Below are 18,631 nucleotides of genomic sequence, written 5' to 3'. Positions count from 1 at the left end.
CTATGATTTGACGAGATTGAGCGGAGCGGTCGTGACGTTTTTCACCATACGCGTGACGATCCGGCTTTCGATATTGGAGACGAGTCCCTGCGCTAGAAGCTTCTCGCGCAGGAAAAGGTCGAAACTATGCATGTCGCGCGTGACGATACGCAACTCATAATCGGCTGCGCCCGTGACCGTGGCGCATTGCAGTACCTCTGGCAGGTTCATGACGTTTTTTTCGAAGGTTTCTAAATTCTCGCGGGATGGCAGGGAAAGCTTAACGGTACAATAAACCTCGAAACCCAGCCCGAGCTTTTCACAATCCAGCAAGGTAACCCGCCTCTGGATAACCCCCTCCTCCTCGAGACGCTTCACCCGCCGCCAGCAAGGGCTTGGGCTGAGTCCTACCCGCGCGGCGATATCCGCGACGGAAAGGGTCGCGTCATTCTGGATAAGATTAAGAATTTTAAGGTTCAAGGAATCGAGAACTTCGGGCATATTTTTCTGAAAAAATCCAATTTAGAGGCATGATTATGCTAGTAATTATGGTTTTTCAAGCGAATTCGGCAAGCAATTCCCGCCGAACCGGCGCAGTCTGTTAAATCAAAGTGATTGGGGAAACTGAAAAATGCCGCTGGATCAGGTCAGGATCGACGATAAATACGCGCTTCAGGAAGGCAGGGTTTTCATCACTGGCATTCAGGCCCTGTTGCGGGTGTTGCTGGACCAGTCCCGCCGCGATGCGGCGGCCGGGCTGAAAACTGCGGGTTTCGTCTCGGGCTATCGTGGTTCGCCGTTGGGCGGGCTGGACCAGCAGGCGCATGCCGCCCGGAATTTCCTTGAGGCAAGAGAGATCATATTCCGGGAGGCGATCAACGAGGATCTTGGCGCCACGGCGGTCTGGGGTACCCAGCAGGTTAATCTTTTGCCCGGCGCGCGTTATGATGGCGTATTTGGCATGTGGTACGGCAAGGCGCCCGGCGTGGACCGCACGGGCGATGCGTTCCGGCACGCGAATTTCGCCGGAACCTGGCCGAAGGGCGGTGTTCTGGCGGTGGCGGGGGATGACCATGCCTGCAAATCCTCGACCCTGCCCTCGCAATCCGAATACGCCCTCATGGACTTGGAAATGCCTATCCTGGCTCCCGCCGATGTGCAGGATGTGGTAGATTATGGCCTGACCGGCTATGCCTTATCGCGCTTCAGCGGCCTATGGGTTGGCTTGATCGCGGTGGCGGATAACATGGATTCAGGCGCCACGATCGAGGTGGGGCCGCATCGCGGCGCGGTAACCCTGCCCGAGGGGCTGGCGATGCCGCCGGGCGGGCTTGGCATTCGCTTATATGACCAGCCGATGGATAAGGAGATGCGGCTGCGGCAGTTCCGCCTTCCCGCCGCGCTGGCCTTCGCCCGGGCCAACCGCCTGGACCGGGTGACGCTCGCCGCGCCACAGCCCCGCCTAGGCATCGCCGCGCATGGTCAGGCCTGGACGGTGTTGCAAGAGGCGCTGAGCGCGCTCGGCCTCACCCCGGCGGAGGCGGCCCGGCTGGGCATTTCGCTTTATAAAGTGGCGATGCCCTGGCCGCTTGAGACGGAAGGCATGCGGAGTTTTGCCACTGGGCTGGAAACCCTGCTGATCGTCGAGAATAAGCGCCCGCTGCTGGAGGACCAGACCCGCGCCGCCTTGTTCGACTTGCCCGAGCAGCGCCGCCCGCGACTTCTCGGCAAGACCGGGCTAAATGGCGAGCCCCTTCTTTCCAAATTAGGGGCGCTCTCGGTGGCGGAGGTGGCGCGGGCCATCGCCTCGCTTTTACCGCCGGGCGAGCATATGACACGGGTACATGCCTATCTCGGCCGTGTGACGGCCGCCACCGAGGCGGCCTCCGAGCTTTCAACCCTGGTGAGCCGCAAGCCCTTTTTCTGCTCCGGTTGTCCTCACAATCAATCCACCCGCCTACCGGAAGGCTCTTACGCCCTGGCCGGGATTGGTTGCCACTATATGGCGAGTTTCGCCGATCCCCATACCTGCCTGGCTAGCCATATGGGCGGAGAGGGCATGAGCTGGGCCGGAGTCGCCCCCTTTACCGACATGCCCCATATTTTCGCGAATCTGGGCGATGGCACCTATAACCATTCCGGCCTGCTCGCCATTCGCGCCGCCGTGGCGATGCGGCTCAATATTACCTACAAGCTGCTGTATAACGACGCGGTTGCCATGACTGGCGGCCAGCATCCGGAAAACGGATTTTCCGTGCCGCAGATCACCCGCCAGCTGGCAGATGAAGGTGTGACGCGGATTATCGTGGTCGCGGATGATCTCAGCCGGTACCGCGGCGTGACGGGGCTTGCCCCCGGCGTCACCCTGCGCCCGCGCGAGGATTTGCCCGCCGTGCAAGAGGAATTGCGCGCCACCAAGGGGGTGACCGCTCTGGTCTATGACCAGGTCTGCGCCACCGAAAAACGCCGCCGCCGCAAGCGGGGCAAAATGCCCGCCGCGCCCCGCCGGGTATTCATCAATTCGCTGGTGTGCGAGGGTTGCGGTGATTGTTCGGAAGCCTCGCATTGCGTCTCCGTCGCGCCGCTGGAAACCGAGTTCGGGCGCAAGCGCCAGATCGATCAGTCAACCTGCAACCAGGATTATTCCTGCCTCAATGGCTTCTGCCCGTCTTTTGTCACCTATGAGGCGGCGGAGGCGCCAAAGCCCAAGACATTGAACAAGGCGGCGCCGCAAGCGGTGCCGGAACCTGAGATCGCCCCGCTGGAAGCAGTGCGCAACATCATCTTCACCGGCATTGGCGGCACGGGCGTTACCACCATCGCCTCGATTCTCGGCATGGCGGCGCATGTGGATGGGCTGAACGCGGGTATCGTCGATATGACCGGGCTCGCCCAGAAAAACGGCGCGGTGTTCAGCCATGTGCGGCTGGGTCCGGATAGAGATCAGACCGTCAGCGGGCGTGTTCCCGCCGCCAGCGCGGATCTCGTGCTGGCCTGCGATGCGCTCGTCGCGGATAGCCCCGACGCGCTGACGCTCTATTCCAAATCCCGTACGGCGGTCATCGCCAATCAGGATGTCGCCCCCACGGCCGATTTCATCACCGACCGTGACGCGAAATTCGACGTCCAGCCTTTGGAAGAGCATCTCGCGGCCGCCTGCGCCAGCGTCGAGATTTGCCCTGCCGGCAGCCTCGCGGCGAAAGAGCTGGGCGATACGGTGTTCGCCAATATGGTCATGCTGGGCTTTGCCTGGCAAAAGGGCCGGATCCCGGTTTCCGCTGCGGCCATCGCTCATGCCATTGCCCTCAACGGCGTCGCCAAGGAGGCCAATCTGCAAGCTTTCGCGCTCGGCCGTCTTTACGCCCATGACCCCTCAGCCCTCAAGCAGGACGTGCCGAGGCCAGTAACGCCTGAGACAGAAGGGTTGGAAGAATTGATCGCCCGGCGCGAGGCGGAACTCACCGCCTATCAAAACCCGGCCTATGCCAAGCGTTACCGCGACATGATTGACCGCGTGCGCGCCGCCGAGGGCAGGCTGGGCGCGGGTGAAGCGCTAACCCGGGCAGCCGCCCAGCAGCTTTTCCGGCTGATGGCCATCAAGGACGAATATGAGGTCGCCCGCCTCTATACGGATGGCCGCTTCGCGGCGGCGGTTCCCGAGACGATGCGGGGCAAGCCCGCCAAGGTATGGCTCTCACCGCCCCTTCTGGCACCCAAGGATGCGCGCGGCAAGCCGCGCAAAATCGCCTATGGCGGGTGGATGCTCAACGGCATTTTTCCCTTGTTGGCACGGTTGAAGCCGTTGCGCGGCACACCGCTCGATATATTCGGAAAAACGCAAGAGCGGCGGCGCGAACGGGATTTGCTGGCGCGTTACGAATCCGCGCTGACTGAAATCGTGAACGGCTTATCCCTAAAGCGTTTGCCGCAAGCGGTCGCCATTGCTTCGGCGCCGGCGGATGTGCGCGGGTTTGGACATGTGCGCGAGGCGGCGATGGCGCGTTTCGCGCCACGATTCACCTCTTTGCTCGAGGCTTGGCGGCGTCCAGAGAACGAAGCCCCGACCGGGCCGGCAGAGGCTCAGTCCGATCCGATGATGGAAAACGCTCGCTGAACTGAAACTCCTTTCCGCACCCCAGGCCAGGGATTGATAATTTTAAAACACTCGCGATGAGAGAAATTTTCTCATATCGCGAGCCCAGGTCTGTGACATTTTTTCTCATATGTTGTCACAAAAACACGCTCAGGTTTTTTTGGCTCACAAATAAAAACGGCATTGATAAAAGTTTGAGGCAGAATTACCGATTTTTTCATGGTCTAAGGTAGAAAACAGCCTACGGCCTCAAGATAATTGCTAAAGGGGGCGGAAGAATGAAATTGGACCGTAAATTTCTGTGCGCTACGGTGGCGGCGGCTGGCTTCATGGCGATGATTGCACCCGTGCCTGCCAGCGCCAAGGAGATGTGGGATCTATATTTGCGCGCGGTGAATGTGGGCACTCCCGCCGGCGCGCTCCCTCCGCCCGGGGTCTATGGCTCATTGAATACCTATTTCGCGGCGTTTTCAAAATATGATGTGCAGGGAAACAAAATTCCCAATACTGCGCTTGATCTTGGTGTTATCGCACCCACCGTGCTGTGGGTTCCTGGCATCAGCATATTCGACGCGACCTACGCCATGGCGGTATCGCAGGCTTTCGATTATACCTCCTTCCAGGGTCAACAAAGGGTTACTGGGCATTCCGGTCCAGGAAATCTCGGCATTTATAATACGTTGTTGATGCCGGTGATTCTCTCTTGGAAACTTCCCGAGCACATCTTCCTGCGCACGGGATTGAGCATTTATCTGCCCGATGCGACCAATACGATCGTTTCTTTGAATAAGGGCGACCTGAAAAATGGCGGACTTCCTTCGGGCAATTCATTTACCACCATTGAGCCGGATGTGGGCGTAAGCTGGCTGTATAATGGCTGGAATGTCAGCGTGGGCACGCATTACGGCTTCGCCGTCGACTCCACCAATATACCATCTTATCACGGTTATTCCTATTATACCGCGCCTGAATTTTCGGCCGATTATACCATTACAAAAACCATTAGCCATTGGACGTTCGGTCTCGGCGGCTCGCAACAGGTGCAGTTCTCCAAGGATACGTGCCACTGCACTGTCGCCGGTATTGGCTATGTTCATGGTGCAGTGCCTGGCTCCATCGTTCATAACTACACGATCGGGCCGGTCTTCGGCTACCAATTCACGGGCGGTATGAATTTCACCATGTTCTGGAATCATAGCTTCGCCTCTTCCAGTGATATTGAAGGCGATATTTTTGATTTCCGCCTGACCCAGAAATTCTGAGAGGCGAATATGATAAGAATTCTTCTGCTTTTGGTGATGGTGCTGGCATTGATCGTGCCTTTCTTTAACCGTGTCGAGCCGAGTTTATTCGGGTTTCCGTTTTTTTATTGGTATCAAATTATCATCGTCCCGGTCGGCTCCTTGCTGATCTATTTCGTCTACCGCGCCGAGGAGCGCGACGCTGGTGAGGAAGCGCGCAAATGACCTATCCTTCCGCCTCCATCGTCTTCTTCCTTCTCATCGCCATAGTGCTGGTGCTCGGCTTCATCGCCGGGCGCTGGAAATCCGGTGAGGGGAATATCGGCCATATCGAGGAATGGGGGCTCGGCGGCCGCCGCTTCGGCACCTGGATCTCCTGGTTCCTCATCGGCGGCGACGCCTACACCGCCTATACATTCATCGCCATTCCGGCATTGATGTTCGGGGCCGGGGCGCTGGGCTTTTTTGCCATGCCCTATACGGTGCTCATCTACCCGATTCTCTACGTGGTGTTTCCCCGGCTATGGCGGGTCGCCCGCGCCAAAGGCTACATCACCGGGCCGGAATTCGTGCGCGGCCGTTACGGCAATCGCTGGCTGGCCCTCGCCATGGGCCTCACCGGCATCCTCGCCACTATGCCCTATATCGCCCTGCAACTTGTGGGCATGCAGACGGTGATCGGCGCGCTCGGCCTGCCCGGCCATGGCCCGCTCATCGCCGCCTTCATCGTTCTTGCCGCCTTTACCTGGACAGCGGGTTTGCGCGCGCCAGCGATGATCTCCATCGTCAAGGATCTGCTGATCTATCTCACCGTCATTGCCGCGATCATCGTCATCCCCGCGGAGCTGGGCGGGTTTACGGCCATCTTCGCCAAGGTTCCGGCGCCGAAGCTGATCCTGCCGCCCCCGCCTCCGGGCTCCAGCGGCAGCTACAGCGCCTACGCCTCGCTTGCGTTGGGTAGCGCCATGGCCTTGTTTCTCTACCCTCATACGATGACAGGGATCCTCTCTGCCTCAGGCCCACGCGTTATCAAGCGCAACGCGGTGCTGTTACCCGCTTATTCGCTCCTGCTCGGCCTGCTGGCGCTCATCGGCTTCATGGCGCTGGCGGCCGGGGTGAAGACCATGCCGCAATTCGCCGCCGGCTTCGCCAGATACGGCGCCAGCTTCGCGGTGCCGGCGGTGCTGCTCAATTCTTTTCCAGGCTGGTTCGCGGGGGTGGCGTTCGGGGCCATCGCCATCGGCGCCTTGGTGCCCGCCGCGATCATGGCCATCGCCTCCGCCAATATTTTCACGCGGGATATCTGGACTCAGTTTTTTCACTCCCCCACGCAGAGGGGCGAAACCCTGGCAGCGAAGATTTTCGCCATCCTCATGATCATCGGCGCGTTAATCTTCATCATGAAAATTCCCTCCACCTATGCCGTGCAACTCCAATTGCTGGGCGGCATGTGGATCATTCAGACCTTTCCCGCCGTCGTCTTCTCAGTATTCACCCGCGCCTTGAACGGCTGGGCATTGCTGCTTGGCTGGCTGGTGGGAATTGTCAGCGCCACTTGGCTGGTGTGGCAGAACCACTTTACCGGGGCGATCTGGCCGTTCCATATCCTCGGCTATACCGTGCCCTGTTATATCGCCTTAGCAACCGTGGTTTTAAACGGGATAATCGCGGCGGTGCTGAGCCCGCTGTTTCAGATGGTGGCGAATGATCGGGTGCGGGACGAAACCGCCGTTTCGGATTACGTTTGATCCGTCCATCCACGAGCCAAAAAAGGCCCCTGACGGGGCCTTTTTTTCACACCAGCCGAAACGGTCAGCGGAAGCGGCTGAAATCAGGCTTGCGCTTTTCCAAAAACGCGCTGGCGCCTTCCTGCTGCTCGCCGGTGCGGAAATAATCCGGGGCGACTTCCTTGAGAATATTGCTCATGTCGCGGTTCAGGATCGGCTCCATATGATAATAGAAGGAGCGTTTGACGATCTTCAGGCAGGTCGGAGAGAGCGAAAGATATTCATCGCACGCTTTGCGGACCTCCTCGTCGAGTTTCGCCATCGGCACAACAGCATTGGCCAGCCCCCATTCCAGAGCCTGCTGGGCGTTGTAACGGCGGCAGAGCATCCATAATTCCCGAGCGCGCTTATGGCCGAGCACATTGGCGGCGTGCGAGACGATATATCCGCCAGCGGGAGAGCCCACGCGCGGGCCGTTCTGCCCAAAAATCGCATGGTCGGCGGCAATCGTCAGATCGCAGAAATAGGCGATGTGATGCCCCGCCCCGATCGCATAGCCATTGACGCGGGCGATTACCGGCTTCGGACATTCCACGATCTTGCGGTTGAAATTGAAGTCGAGATCCTCAAGACCGCTCTTGCCGCCTGTTCCTTTTTCCCAGTTGACATCCCCACCCACACAAAACGCACGCTCACCCGTGCCGGTGAGAACGATCACACCCACCTTCGGGTCGGTGGCAGCCTGGTCGAGATATGCCTCCATGTCCTTGATATTGTCGCCGGTAAAGGCGTTGAGCGTCTTGGGCCGGTTGATGGTGATGGTGGCCACGTAATCTTTCACATCGTAAAGAATTTCTTGCTCGGCCATGCTGAGCCTCCCTTTTATAATGAACCCTAATCCGCGCCAACTCCCGCAGGCGTGATTCTGGGTGACCTTAACGAGCAAGCAACTCAAGTCAATCGGCTTACCTAACATTCATTAGATTCTGGGAGACCGCTCGATACGATCAAAAACGCGCCTCGTCTTGACTTCCTAGTCCGGCCGCAGTACCCGCAGCCGCATCATGAGGCGGCGTAGCTCAGTGGTAGAGCAGGGGAATCATAATCCCTTGGTCGGAGGTTCAAATCCTTCCGCCGCTACCAATCTCCTGGCAATTTCATGGACGAGCCCTTCCTCCGCATCCAGGCAGCTGGGCTAACTGTGCTCGATATTCCGTCCAGAGCCGGCGCAACGCCGGGACGGCCATTGATTCTACCTTAAACCGCTGAAGCTGCTGCAATACCCCCTAGGTGATCATGCAGATCAAGGAAGGCGCGCGTGTTTCCAGCTACGAACTTGGTTCGAGTATCAGGGGTTTACAAAAAAACCCCGGCTTTCGCCGGGGTGTTGGTTAGCGCTTGGAGAACTGGAAGGAGCGGCGGGCCTTGGGCTTGCCGTATTTCTTGCGTTCGACCATACGCGGGTCGCGGGTAAGAAACCCGGCGGCCTTGAGGATGGAGCGCAGCTCCGGCTCGTACAAAGTGAGCGCGCGAGAGATACCATGGCGCACCGCGCCGGCCTGGCCGGAGAGACCGCCGCCAGACACGGTGCAATACACGTCGAACTGGTTGTAGCGGTCCGCCACCAGGAAGGGCTGGGTGATAAGCATGCGCAGCACCGGCCGGGCGAAATAGGCCGGCGCCTTCTTGCCGTTGACGATAATCTCGCCCTTGCCGGGCTTGACCCACACGCGAGCGATGGCGTTCTTGCGTCGGCCGGTGGCATAGGAGCGGCCCTGGGCGTCGCGCTTGGGCTCGCGCTTCTGCGGCTCGGCCTCCGGGCTGGGAGCGGCGGCACCGATCTGGAGATCCTTGAGGCCGGCGAAGGCGTTGGTGGTCGTGGACATGGGTTCAGGCCCTCTTATTCTTGAGGTTCAGCGCGCCGACATCGAGCGCGCGCGGCTGCTGGGCGCCGTGCGGGTGCTCAGGACCCGCATAGACGTGGAGATTCTTCATTTGCTGGCGCTGGAGGGGCCCGCGCGTGATCATGCGTTCCACTGCTTTCTCCACCACGCTTTGCGGGTTCTTGCCCGCGAGCCGCTCTTTTACCGAGCGACCCTTGACCCCGCCAGGATAACCGGTGTGGTAGTAAAAAACGGAATCCTCGGCCTTCTTGCCCGTCACCTTCACCTTCTCGGCATTGACGACGATAATGTTGTCGCCGCAATCCACATGCGGCGTGAAAATGGCCTTGTGCTTACCGCGCAGGCGGGCCGCCACGATGGCGGCGAGACGGCCGAGAACCAAGCCCTCGGCGTCGATGAGAATCCAATCCTTCTTCACCTCGGCGGGCTTGATGGAAAGCGTCGTTTTCATGAATGCACCCAAATGAGACAATGGCGGGCTTATGGGGAAAACCCCGGTAAAGGTCAAGCGTCCCGGTCTGTGGTATTTTAATACCACATAACTTTCCTTGCTCCGGCCGCCGCGTTAAGGCGCGGCCAATGGCTAGTCCTTTCGCTGTCTTTCTCACCGGCTTCGCCGCCTCGGCTGGGCTGATCATCGCCATCGGAGCGCAAAACCTGTTCGTGCTGCGGCAGGGGCTGCGGCGGGAGCATGTAGGCCCCGTCGTGCTGTTCTGCGCGCTGGCGGACGCGGCGCTGATGACCGCCGGGGTAGGCGGGGTTGGGGCGCTCGCCGCCGCCAGCCCCCGGCTCACCACACTGCTCGCTTTGGGCGGGGCGGCGTTTCTCGGCTGGTATGGCATCGCCGCCCTGCGGCGGATGACCCAGCCTCAGGTAATGCGGGTGGCCGAGGCGGGCGCGGTCAGCCTTGGCCGCGCCTTGGCGGCCACGGCGGGGTTCACCTTTCTCAACCCTCATGTCTATCTGGACACCGTGCTGCTCCTGGGCGCCATCGGCGCGGCACAGCCCGCGCCGCTGCGCCCGGTTTTCGTCATCGGCGCCGCCTCGGCCAGTTTCGTGTGGTTTTCGGCGCTCGGCTTCGGCGCCCGGCTGCTGCGGCCCATCTTCACCCGCCCTGAAGCGTGGCGGACGCTAGATCTGCTGGTCGGCCTCACCATGCTCGCCCTGGCCGCCTCGCTGCTGGTCCGCGTGGCGCGGTAAAAGCCGGGATTAGTCCAGCCGCGGCTCGATCCGGCGCGGTTTCGGCGGCGGGGGCGGGTCGCGATGGGGCGGCGGGACGATCCGCTCGCCCGGCACGGCAGCGCCGCGCGGCGGGTGCGGCTCGGGAATGGGGGGGCGGGAGCGCCGTGGCTCCTCCGCGGCGGCAGGGGCGCTCCGCCGTTTGAGCAGGCCAAAATCCGGCACGTCCTCGGGCGGGTCGAGCGGGCGCAGCGCGGCTGGCAGAGCGCCGCTCGCGCGCAATTGCATCAGCCGCAATTCCTCCTGGATAGCCGCCAGCTCGCCTTCCATCGCCTCCAGCCGGGCCTTTACCCCGAATACGCTGAATGGCACCATGAGAAAAGCGAGAACCCAGAGCAGCGCCGGCACGGCGATGACCAGGAACAGCCAGCCCGGCATCCAGTCCGGCAGGGGAAAGGGCATGGTTATGGCTCCGCGTTGGTCATAGCCGTTTAATGCCGGAAATGGCGCATGTTTGTGAAGACCATGGCGATGCCCGCCGCATCCGCCGCCGCGATCACCTCATCGTCGCGGATCGAGCCGCCGGGCTGGATCACGCAGGAGGCGCCCGCCGCGATCGCCGCCTCCAACCCATCCGCGAAGGGAAAGAACGCGTCTGAGGCCACGGCGCAGCCGGTGAAATCCAGCCCCGCCTCCTTGCCGCGCCAGGCGGCGATGCGCGCGGAATCCAACCGGTTCATTTGCCCCGCGCCGATCCCGAGCGTGGCTCCTGCCTTGGCATAGACGATGGCATTGGATTTGACGTGCTTGGCGACGCGGAAAGCAAAGAGCATGTCAGCGATCTCCGTCTCGCTGGGGCCGCGTTTGGTCACAATTTTAAGGTCACCCCTGCCCACCCGTCCGGCGTCGCGGTCTTGCAGGAGAAACCCGCCCGCCAGGGATTTGAAGCTCAACCCCGGCGCGGCGGGATCGGGCACGCCGCCCGTGGTGAGAAGGCGGAGATTTTTCTTGCGGGCCAGCAGCGCCTTGGCCTCCGCGCTCGCCTGCGGAGCGATGATCACCTCGGTGAAAATGGCGGCGATTTTCGCGGCGGTGTCCTCGTCCAGCTCGCGGTTGAGGGCGACGATGCCGCCAAAGGCGGAGACCGGGTCGCAGGCCAAAGCGCGTTCCCAGGCGGCGGCGGGGCTAGCGGCGATGGCGACGCCGCAGGGGTTGGCGTGCTTGACGATCACCACCGTTGGCTCGGTGAACTCCGCCACGCATTCGAAGGCGGCGTCGGTGTCGTTGTAATTATTATAGGAGAGTTCCTTGCCCTGGTGCTGGGCGGCGGTGGCGACCCCGAAGCGGGGCGGCCCGGCGATATAGAAGGCCGCGCGCTGATGCGGATTTTCGCCATAGCGCAGCGCCTGTTTCCGCTCGCCGGAGATGGCGTAGCGCGGGGGAAAAGCTTCGCCCAATTGTTCGGCGAACCAGGTGGAAATGGCGGCATCATAGGCGGCGGTGCGGGCAAAGGCCGCAACAGCCAGCGCCCGGCGCGTGGCGAGGCTGGTGCCCCCCTGGGCGGCCATCTCCTCCAGGACGCGGGCGTAATGGCTTGGCTCGGTGAGCACCGCCACGCCCTCATGGTTCTTCGCGGCGGCGCGGATCATCGCCGGGCCGCCAATGTCGATATTTTCGATGCAGTCGGCGAAACCGGCGCCGCGCGCCACCGTCGTCTCGAACGGGTAGAGATTGACGGCGACGAGATCGATGGGGGCGATGCCGTGCGCCGTCATCTCGGCGATATGGCCGGGGTCATGGCGCTTGCCAAGAATACCGCCATGGATCTGCGGCACGAGGGTTTTCACCCGGCCCTCCAGAATTTCCGGAAAGCCGGTATGCTCGGAGACCTCGGTGACGGGCAAACCCGCCTCGCGCAGCAATTTCGCCGAGCCGCCGGTGGAGAGCACCCTCGCCCCCTGGGCAATAAGAGCGCGGGCGAAATCCTCCAGCCCGGTCTTATCGGAGACGGAGATCAGGGCGGTGCGAATGGGGATGATATCGGACACGAGGCGGCTCCAATCGGGTTGCGGCAATGCCCAGGCGCGCGGCGTTTCTCCCCGCGCTCCCCGATGGTGATCCATCCGAACGCCAGTCACGTGAGGATGGGCGCGGTTTGCCACGGCCTCACGGCCCAAGGCAAGCGGCAGCAGGCGGGGCAAAACTTTTATGCGGATTCATTAAACTCGCGCCACCGTGATAAATTTGTCGCATTGCGACCGAAGTTTGCCTATATCTGTTAGGATACCGGCGCAGGGCAGGAAACCAGGGCGGCGGTTGCGAGGAGCAAGAAGATGGTTAGGCAAGCGAGGCATGGTTTCATGGTTCTGGGCGTGACCGGACTGGCCTTCGTCGGCATGAGCTGCGCCATGCCGGGAGGCCAGCGCGTCACGCTGAGCCAGGGCGGTGATAAGCCCCCCCCGGCGCTCTCCGTTCACACGCCCATCAATAAGATCGCCGCCAACCCGGGGGGTAAGGCCGTGCTGGACCGCGACGTGCCGGGCGTGATGTCCAACCCCCATTATGATCTATTTTCCTCCATGAGCCTGTCGCAATTGGCCACCCTCTCCGGCGGCCGCCTCAACCAGGCCAAGCTGAAGCAGGTGGATCAGGATCTGGCGGAGTTGTCGCCGGGGCAGTGAACGGCGTGCCGGCCCGCAACGCCTCGTAGAGGCGGAGCGTCTCGGCGCAGACGTTCTCATCTGAAAAATACCGCTCCACCCGCGCCCGTCCAGCCATGCCTAGACGCCTCCGCAAGGCGGGGTCGATGATCAGCCGGGCGAGCGCCGCCGCCAAAGCGGAGGCATCGCCGGGCGGCACGAGGTAACCGGTTTCCTCCGCCGCCACCGCCTCGCGGCAGCCGGGAATATCTGTGGCCACCACCGGCCGTCCCGCCGCCATTGCCTCCAAAATTACCTTGGGCAGGCCTTCCCGGTAGGTCGAGGGCAAGGTGAAGACGTGAACCTGGCGGAGCAGCCCCGCCATATCCCGCACCGGCCCCAGCCAGTGCAAGATCCCCTCACCCTCCCATTGCCGCAGCTCGGCCTCGGTCACCGGGTTGGGGTTGGAGGCATCCGGCGCGCCCGCCAGCCAGAATTCCGCCCGCCCCCGCAATTGCCGCGCCGCCGCCGCGTAGACGCCAATGCCCTTCTCCCGGATCAAACGGGCCGCGAGCAGTACCCGCACCGTCCCCTCCGGCTCGGGCGCGGGCTGGAATTGGCGAAGATCCACCCCTGCCCCCCGGACGAGCCGGGCGCGCTCCCGCCGCACCATGCCAGCGCCCACCATGGCGTTAAGATCGTCCGGATTTTCGAACACCGCGAGGCCGCGCCTGGGGTTCATCGTCGCTCGCAGCCCCAGAGAGACGAAGGGGCGCAGCGCCCGGGCCAGCAGCTTGCGGGAAGAGAAGACGAAGCCAAGGCCTATGGGCGCGTTGAGCACGGCGGGCCCGCCGGCCAGCCGCGCCGCGACTCCGCCCAAAATGATCGGCTTGAGGGCGATATGGTGGACGACATCCGGGCGCAGCCGCCGGTAGAGACGCGCCAGCCAGAGAGAGAGGGCGAGCTCCCGGAACGGGTTGAGGCGCTTGCGGTCCAGCGCCGCCGCATAGAATTCGAAACCCGCCGCGCGTATGTCCGCCGCCGCCTCGCTTTGGCGGGCGATGACCGCCACCCGCCAGCCCGCCGCCTGGGCCGCCCGCGCCCGGGCCTGGAAATGTGACAGAAAAAACCAGTCCTCCATGATGAGGAAGACGAGCAAGGGGCGGGAATCCGGCATGGGCGGGGTTTAGGGCAGGCGCGCGCCCAGGGAAAGCGGATCAGACATCGTTGATACCGGCGCGGCTGGCCTGCCAGCGCCAGGAATCGCGGCACATATCCTCCACATCGCGCCGGGCCCGCCAGCCGAACAGCCGCTCGGCCAGGGCCGGGTTGGCGTAATAGCTGGCGACATCGCCCGGACGGCGCGGCGCGAAAACCAGGGGAATTTTTCGTCCCGTCGTGGTCTCGAAGGCGCGTACCAGTTCCAGTACGGTCGTTCCCCGTCCGGTGCCGAGATTAACGGTGACGGAAACGTCATGCGCGGCGATATGCTCGACAGCCAGGGCATGCGCCTCGGCAAGGTCCATAACATGGATATAATCACGCTCGCCGGTGCCGTCGCGGGTGGGGTAGTCGTTGCCGAAGACATTGAGATGGGCGCGCTCGCCGGTCGCCACCTGCGTCACATAGGGCATGAGATTATTGGGCACGCCGCGCGGGGTCTCGCCGATCATCGCGCTGGGATGCGCCCCCACCGGATTGAAATAGCGCAAATTCGCCGCCCCGGCCAGCTTGCCGGTGCGGGCGAGGTCGCGGATGAGATCCTCCATCACCAGCTTGGTGCGGCCATAGATATTCTCGACGCGAGTGGGCGCATCCTCGAGGATGGGCGAGGACTCCGGCTGGCCATAAACCGTGGCGGAGGATGAGAAGACGATCCGCCCCACCCCCACCGCCTGCATGGCCTGCATCAGCCGGATCGTCCCGGCGATATTCATATCGTAATAGCGCAGCGGGTCGGCCTCGCTCTCTCCCACCGCCTTCAGCGCCGCGAAGTGGATCACGGCCTCGACTGGCTGCGTCCTGAGCGCCGCCGTCACCTGCTCGGTGTCGCGGATATCAGCCTCGATCACCGCGATCTCCCGTCCTGTCAGGCGCGCGAGCCGGGCGGGCACGTCCCGCTCGGCATTGGCGAAATTATCGAGAATGACCGGCTCGTGCCCGCGTTCGGCCAGCACGGCAGCGGTGTGCGAGCCAATATACCCCGCGCCGCCCGTCAGTAATATGCGCATATCCTTAGGCCTTCGTGATCCACCATTTAATGTGCTGCGGCCCGTCCTGATGGCCGGGCAGGACGATCTGCTCCGCCCGGCGCGGCTCCGCCTGGCCGAAATAAACGCCGCTCTCGATGCGCGGAGCGGCCCCCTCCGCCCGCAACCGGAAGCCGAGCCCGGAGGGCGCGCGCAGCAGCACGGTTTCGCCGTCCTGGGCGAGGCTGGCCGTGACATTGGGGTGAAGATGAAAGCGGATGACGAAGGGCTGGGGGGTGGTCGACTCGATCAGATCCTCGCCCTGCAATTCCTCGCCATGCTCGGCGAGACCGAGACGGCGGTGATGGATGGCGCCGAAGGAATCGGCCCAGCCGTCATGGCTGGCCTCAATCCAGGCGACACCACCCGTGTCCTCGCGCGCGACATGGACATTGCGGGGCCGGTGGCCGAGGCCGGTCTCGCGAATTTCCGAGGATGACGTGTCGGCGATGATGAGTGTGGAATGGGCGGCGGTGCCGCGCAGAAGTTGCGCCCAGTCGCCGGCCAGGGCGGGCGCCGCGCCGCAATTCACCACCAGCCGGTCCTTACCGAATGAGAATTCGAAGCCGAGCGTGCCCGCATGGGCGAAGCGGTCGAGCATGGGCGGCGCGGGCAGGCCCGCATCCATGAGCAGCACGGATTTGGCGGCGGCGAGACGGAACAGCCCGGAGGGTTTGAGCGGCGCCAGCGCGCCCCGCGCCCGCCCGGCCTGGGCCAGCACGAGATCGACGAGGCCGGGCAGCTCCTCCTTGGAGCCGTTGAACAAGGCGAGCCCGCCATCGCCATGGCGCAAGGCGCGCAGCGCCGCCGCCGCGTGCTCAATGGCGGTGACCAGTTCGGCGGGCGGGGCCTTGCCTCCGGCCTGCAACAAGGCCCGCATCTCGGTCATGTCCCGCAGGGCCAGCAAATGCGCCGCCGGGCTGCGCTCGACATGGCAGCCATCCGGATAGAATTGCCGGGCCAGCTCCGGCAGCAGAAATTTGAGCGCCCGGGACAGGTATGGCACATGATCGGGCATGGCGACGGAGGCGGCCACCAACCCCTTCAAGCCGGTCAGCGCCCGTCCGTCGAGAAACTCGGCGGGCAGAGCGGCGGCCAGAGTGCGGGCGTCCTGCACCATGCGCGACATCAGCGCCTGGCGAAAATCGTCATCCGCCGAGGCGGCGAAAAAATCATAATGGCCGAGCCAGGAGGCGAGCCGCGCCCCCGCCGCATCCGGGGCGTAGGCGGTGGGCTCGGGTTTCGGCGTGTCGATGAAATCGAGCGCCATGGCGCGCGCGCGGGAGCGGGCCGCATCCGTGCCGAGCGCGCGCAGATCCCGCAGCCAGGTGAAGCCGTGCAGATGCGCGCGCAGCATCCGGGTGGCCCCGGCCGCGCCGGCGAACACATCGTGATGAACCGGCAGCACCGCGCCGCCAAACTCCATCTCCCCCTTCACCAGCCGGGCCCCGCGCGCCGGGTCTCCCGGCCAGGGGTCGCGCAGGGCGATGGCGGGGGCGTCCGGCCCGGCGGCGGGGCGTAGATTGCGCATCCGGGTGACCCAGGCGCGGGCCTGGCGGCCGAGGCCGCCGGGCGGGGCGGGGGGCATGGTCACCTCCCCCCGGCGCGGAGCGCGGCGATGGCCGCCGCGTAATCCGCCGCGCCGTAAACCGCCGTGCCGGCGATGAGGCAGGTGGCTCCGGCCGCGAGAATGGCAGGGACGGTCTGGTGGGTGACGCCGCCATCCACCTGGAGAATGATATCGCGGCCGGAGTCGTCGATGAGACGACGCAGCGCCGAGATCTTGGGCAGTTGCGAGGCGAGAAAGGCCTGGCCGCCGAAGCCGGGATTGACCGTCATCACCATGATCAGATCGGCGAGGTCCAACACGTTCACCACCGCCTCGATGGGCGTGGCCGGGTTGAGGACCACCCCCGCCTTTTTGCCGAGTGAGCGGATGAGCTGGAGGGTGCGGTGCAGATGCGGCCCGGCCTCGGAATGCACGGAGATATGATCCGCCCCGGCCTCGGCGAAGGCCGCCACGTAAGGATCGGCGGGGGCGATCATCAGATGGGCGTCCAGCGGCAGGCGGGTATGGGGGCGCAGCGCCCGCACCACCAGCGGGCCGAAGGTGATGTTGGGGACGAAATGCCCGTCCATCACGTCGAGATGCAGCCAATCCGCCCCGGCCCGCTCGATGGCGGTCACTTCATCGCGGAGCCGGGAGAAATCCGCGGCGAGGAGAGAGGGGGCGATGAGCGGATGAGCGGCCATGATCCCCATTTGTAACCGGCAGCGCACCGGTTTCACAAGCGGCGGCGCTCGTTACCGGACTTCAGCGGCCCGCAGAGGTCTCCGCGGGCAGCCGGACCACGCCGGCACGGGCCAGCTCCGCGATTTCCGCGCCGCCATAGCCGAGTTCGCTGAGCACCGTCGCCGTATGCTGGCCGAGAGCGGGGGGTGGCTCCATAGCCGCGAGGTTGCGCATGCCCGCGGCGGGATGGGCGGGGAAGGGGATCAGCGGGTAGCCCGGCATGCGCGGATGCTGGACGAAACGGCCCGCCAGAACCGGGTCGGCCATAGCCTGGGAAATGGTGTTCACCGGGCCGCAGGGAATATCGGCGGCGTCGAAGGCGTTCACCCATTCGCGGGCAGGGCGCGTGCTGAAAAGGGCTTCCAGCTCCTCCAGCAATTCCTTTAAATTCCGGATACGCGCGGCATTGTCGTGATAGCGCGGATCGGTGAGCCAGTCCGGTTTGGCGATGACCGAGCAAAACCGCTTGAACGCGGGTTCATTCACTACTGAGACGCTGAACCACGCCCCGTCTGCTCCGCAGAAATGCCGGCTGGGCGCGGCGATCGGCAAATTGACCGAGCGCACCGGCTCGCGCTGGGTGACGGCGAGCTCACCATATTTATTGGCCATGATGTTGAGGATGGTATCGGCGAGGGAAAGCTCCACGCGCTGGCCCTCGCCAGTTTTCTGCCGGTGCATCACGGCGGTGAGCACGCCTAGCGCCCCGCACATGCCGGACACCACGTCGATCACCGGCAGGCCAATGCGTATCGGCGGGTCGCCCTCCGCGCCGCTTGCATAAAACGCCCCCGCCATGCCCTGCACCACGCTATCCACCGAGGGACGCAACCGGTAGGCCGTCTCCTCGCCAAAGGCGCTGACCATGTAATAGATGAGGCCCGGATGGATCGCCCGCACATCCTCGTAAGTGAGTTTCTGCCTCTCAGTGAAATCGGGGCGGAAATTATGCACCAATACATCCGATTGGCGGATGAGCCGGTTGAGCACCTCGCGCCCTTGCGGCTTGCGCATGTCGAGGGCAAGGGATTCCTTGCCCCGGTTGCAATTGACGAAGGTGACGCTGTCCTCGCCGTAAAAAGGCGGGCCGAAATGCCGTCCCTCCTCGCCTGCCAGCGCCTCGACCTTAATGACCCGCGCCCCGAGATCCGCCAGGACCATCGCGGCATAGGGTCCCGCGATCAGGCGTGAGAGGTCCAGAACCGTTATGCCGTCTAAAACGCCTTGCATGCGCCGTCCGCCCTATTTTTGAGCCGGCCGCACGCAGACCCCTGATGACGCCCATCATGCGAGCCGGGAAGGCTCAAATAACAGAACAATCATTAGT

17 protein-coding genes, 1 tRNA gene and 1 riboswitch are annotated in these 18,631 nt (G+C 63.4%); of the genes, 7 read left to right on the top strand and 11 right to left on the bottom strand.

From position 1 onward, the window contains the following. Complete coding sequence (locus tag M7H45_RS01195; RefSeq protein ID WP_298213887.1) at nt 1–480, bottom strand: Lrp/AsnC family transcriptional regulator; 480 nt, start codon at nt 478–480, stop codon at nt 1–3. A gap of 130 nt (nt 481–610) precedes the next feature. Between M7H45_RS01195 and M7H45_RS01190 the strand changes: the two genes are divergently transcribed. From M7H45_RS01190 to mctP, 4 genes are all read left to right on the top strand, one after another. Continuing rightward, nucleotides 611–4,093, top strand: coding sequence for an indolepyruvate ferredoxin oxidoreductase family protein (locus tag M7H45_RS01190; RefSeq protein ID WP_298213885.1), 3,483 nt, complete (start codon nt 611–613; stop codon nt 4,091–4,093). Nucleotides 4,094–4,350: 257 nt separating this feature from the next. Next, nucleotides 4,351–5,334, top strand: a complete 984-nt coding sequence (locus tag M7H45_RS01185) for a transporter (protein WP_298213883.1) — start codon at nt 4,351–4,353, stop codon at nt 5,332–5,334. Nucleotides 5,335–5,343: 9 nt separating this feature from the next. Further along, nucleotides 5,344–5,538: a DUF3311 domain-containing protein gene (locus M7H45_RS01180; protein ID WP_298213881.1), complete on the top strand. Its 195-nt coding sequence runs from the start codon at nt 5,344–5,346 to the stop codon at nt 5,536–5,538. Continuing rightward, a complete protein-coding gene (mctP, locus tag M7H45_RS01175) occupies nt 5,535–7,061 on the top strand; it encodes a monocarboxylate uptake permease MctP (protein WP_298213879.1) in 1,527 nt (508 codons plus the stop codon). Before M7H45_RS01180 ends, mctP begins: the two co-directional genes overlap by 4 nt. Before the next feature lie 64 nt (nt 7,062–7,125). Here mctP and M7H45_RS01170 read toward each other — a convergent pair whose 3' ends face one another. Then, nucleotides 7,126–7,908, bottom strand: a complete 783-nt coding sequence (locus M7H45_RS01170; protein ID WP_298213877.1) for an enoyl-CoA hydratase-related protein — start codon at nt 7,906–7,908, stop codon at nt 7,126–7,128. 200 nt (nt 7,909–8,108) lie between these two features. On the opposite strand from M7H45_RS01170, the gene M7H45_RS01165 reads away from it, so the two are divergent. Next, a tRNA-Met gene (locus M7H45_RS01165) sits at nt 8,109–8,183 on the top strand. Nucleotides 8,184–8,431: 248 nt separating this feature from the next. Here the strand turns inward: M7H45_RS01165 and rpsI are convergent. Together rpsI and rplM are read right to left on the bottom strand one after the other, a co-directional pair. Continuing rightward, entirely contained in the window at nt 8,432–8,926 is a 495-nt protein-coding gene (gene rpsI / locus M7H45_RS01160; protein WP_298213875.1) for a 30S ribosomal protein S9, read from the bottom strand. 4 nt (nt 8,927–8,930) lie between these two features. Continuing rightward, on the bottom strand, nt 8,931–9,395 hold the full coding sequence (rplM, locus tag M7H45_RS01155; RefSeq protein WP_298213873.1) for a 50S ribosomal protein L13: 465 nt from the start codon (nt 9,393–9,395) through the stop codon (nt 8,931–8,933). A 128-nt stretch (nt 9,396–9,523) separates the two neighbouring features. On the opposite strand from rplM, the gene M7H45_RS01150 reads away from it, so the two are divergent. Next, a complete protein-coding gene (locus tag M7H45_RS01150) occupies nt 9,524–10,144 on the top strand; it encodes a LysE/ArgO family amino acid transporter (RefSeq protein ID WP_298213871.1) in 621 nt (206 codons plus the stop codon). 9 nt (nt 10,145–10,153) lie between these two features. Here M7H45_RS01150 and M7H45_RS01145 read toward each other — a convergent pair whose 3' ends face one another. Both M7H45_RS01145 and purH read right to left on the bottom strand, forming a co-directional pair. Beyond that, nucleotides 10,154–10,585, bottom strand: a complete 432-nt coding sequence (locus tag M7H45_RS01145) for a hypothetical protein (protein WP_298213870.1) — start codon at nt 10,583–10,585, stop codon at nt 10,154–10,156. A 29-nt stretch (nt 10,586–10,614) separates the two neighbouring features. Further along, on the bottom strand, nt 10,615–12,171 hold the full coding sequence (gene purH / locus M7H45_RS01140; RefSeq protein WP_298213868.1) for a bifunctional phosphoribosylaminoimidazolecarboxamide formyltransferase/IMP cyclohydrolase: 1,557 nt from the start codon (nt 12,169–12,171) through the stop codon (nt 10,615–10,617). 21 nt (nt 12,172–12,192) lie between these two features. Beyond that, nucleotides 12,193–12,271, bottom strand: a riboswitch (ZMP/ZTP riboswitch). Nucleotides 12,272–12,456: 185 nt separating this feature from the next. On the opposite strand from purH, the gene M7H45_RS01135 reads away from it, so the two are divergent. Continuing rightward, complete coding sequence (locus M7H45_RS01135) at nt 12,457–12,804, top strand: hypothetical protein (RefSeq protein WP_298213866.1); 348 nt, start codon at nt 12,457–12,459, stop codon at nt 12,802–12,804. Here M7H45_RS01135 and M7H45_RS01130 read toward each other — a convergent pair. The 5 genes from M7H45_RS01130 to M7H45_RS01110 form a co-directional block, all read right to left on the bottom strand. Continuing rightward, nucleotides 12,743–13,939, bottom strand: a complete 1,197-nt coding sequence (locus M7H45_RS01130; RefSeq protein ID WP_298213864.1) for a glycosyltransferase family 4 protein — start codon at nt 13,937–13,939, stop codon at nt 12,743–12,745. The genes M7H45_RS01135 and M7H45_RS01130 overlap by 62 nt on opposite strands. A 40-nt stretch (nt 13,940–13,979) precedes the next feature. After that, a complete protein-coding gene (gene galE / locus M7H45_RS01125) occupies nt 13,980–14,993 on the bottom strand; it encodes a UDP-glucose 4-epimerase GalE (protein ID WP_298213862.1) in 1,014 nt (337 codons plus the stop codon). A 4-nt stretch (nt 14,994–14,997) separates the two neighbouring features. Next, a complete protein-coding gene (locus tag M7H45_RS01120) occupies nt 14,998–16,599 on the bottom strand; it encodes a heparinase II/III family protein (protein ID WP_298213859.1) in 1,602 nt (533 codons plus the stop codon). Nucleotides 16,600–16,601: 2 nt separating this feature from the next. Next, nucleotides 16,602–17,264, bottom strand: coding sequence for a ribulose-phosphate 3-epimerase (gene rpe, locus M7H45_RS01115; protein ID WP_298213857.1), 663 nt, complete (start codon nt 17,262–17,264; stop codon nt 16,602–16,604). Nucleotides 17,265–17,325: 61 nt separating this feature from the next. Beyond that, nucleotides 17,326–18,534, bottom strand: coding sequence for a CaiB/BaiF CoA-transferase family protein (locus M7H45_RS01110; RefSeq protein WP_298213855.1), 1,209 nt, complete (start codon nt 18,532–18,534; stop codon nt 17,326–17,328). Nucleotides 18,535–18,631 lie beyond the last annotated feature (97 nt).

The sequence above is a fragment of the Acidocella sp. genome, from assembly GCF_027352905.1.
GTDB lineage: Bacteria > Pseudomonadota > Alphaproteobacteria > Acetobacterales > Acetobacteraceae > Acidocella.
This window is presented reverse-complemented; position numbering and strand designations above follow the sequence as displayed.

Coding starts and splice junctions, on each gene's coding strand:
- M7H45_RS01195 (WP_298213887.1), bottom strand. CDS start 480: ATGCCCGAAGTTCTCGATTCCTTGAACCTTAAAATTCTTAATCTTATC.
- M7H45_RS01190 (WP_298213885.1), top strand. CDS start 611: ATGCCGCTGGATCAGGTCAGGATCGACGATAAATACGCGCTTCAGGAA.
- M7H45_RS01185 (WP_298213883.1), top strand. CDS start 4,351: ATGAAATTGGACCGTAAATTTCTGTGCGCTACGGTGGCGGCGGCTGGC.
- M7H45_RS01180 (WP_298213881.1), top strand. CDS start 5,344: ATGATAAGAATTCTTCTGCTTTTGGTGATGGTGCTGGCATTGATCGTG.
- mctP (WP_298213879.1), top strand. CDS start 5,535: ATGACCTATCCTTCCGCCTCCATCGTCTTCTTCCTTCTCATCGCCATA.
- M7H45_RS01170 (WP_298213877.1), bottom strand. CDS start 7,908: ATGGCCGAGCAAGAAATTCTTTACGATGTGAAAGATTACGTGGCCACC.
- rpsI (WP_298213875.1), bottom strand. CDS start 8,926: ATGTCCACGACCACCAACGCCTTCGCCGGCCTCAAGGATCTCCAGATC.
- rplM (WP_298213873.1), bottom strand. CDS start 9,395: ATGAAAACGACGCTTTCCATCAAGCCCGCCGAGGTGAAGAAGGATTGG.
- M7H45_RS01150 (WP_298213871.1), top strand. CDS start 9,524: ATGGCTAGTCCTTTCGCTGTCTTTCTCACCGGCTTCGCCGCCTCGGCT.
- M7H45_RS01145 (WP_298213870.1), bottom strand. CDS start 10,585: ATGCCCTTTCCCCTGCCGGACTGGATGCCGGGCTGGCTGTTCCTGGTC.
- M7H45_RS01135 (WP_298213866.1), top strand. CDS start 12,457: ATGGTTAGGCAAGCGAGGCATGGTTTCATGGTTCTGGGCGTGACCGGA.
- M7H45_RS01130 (WP_298213864.1), bottom strand. CDS start 13,939: ATGCCGGATTCCCGCCCCTTGCTCGTCTTCCTCATCATGGAGGACTGG.
- galE (WP_298213862.1), bottom strand. CDS start 14,993: ATGCGCATATTACTGACGGGCGGCGCGGGGTATATTGGCTCGCACACC.
- M7H45_RS01120 (WP_298213859.1), bottom strand. CDS start 16,599: ATGCCCCCCGCCCCGCCCGGCGGCCTCGGCCGCCAGGCCCGCGCCTGG.
- rpe (WP_298213857.1), bottom strand. CDS start 17,264: ATGGCCGCTCATCCGCTCATCGCCCCCTCTCTCCTCGCCGCGGATTTC.
- M7H45_RS01110 (WP_298213855.1), bottom strand. CDS start 18,534: ATGCAAGGCGTTTTAGACGGCATAACGGTTCTGGACCTCTCACGCCTG.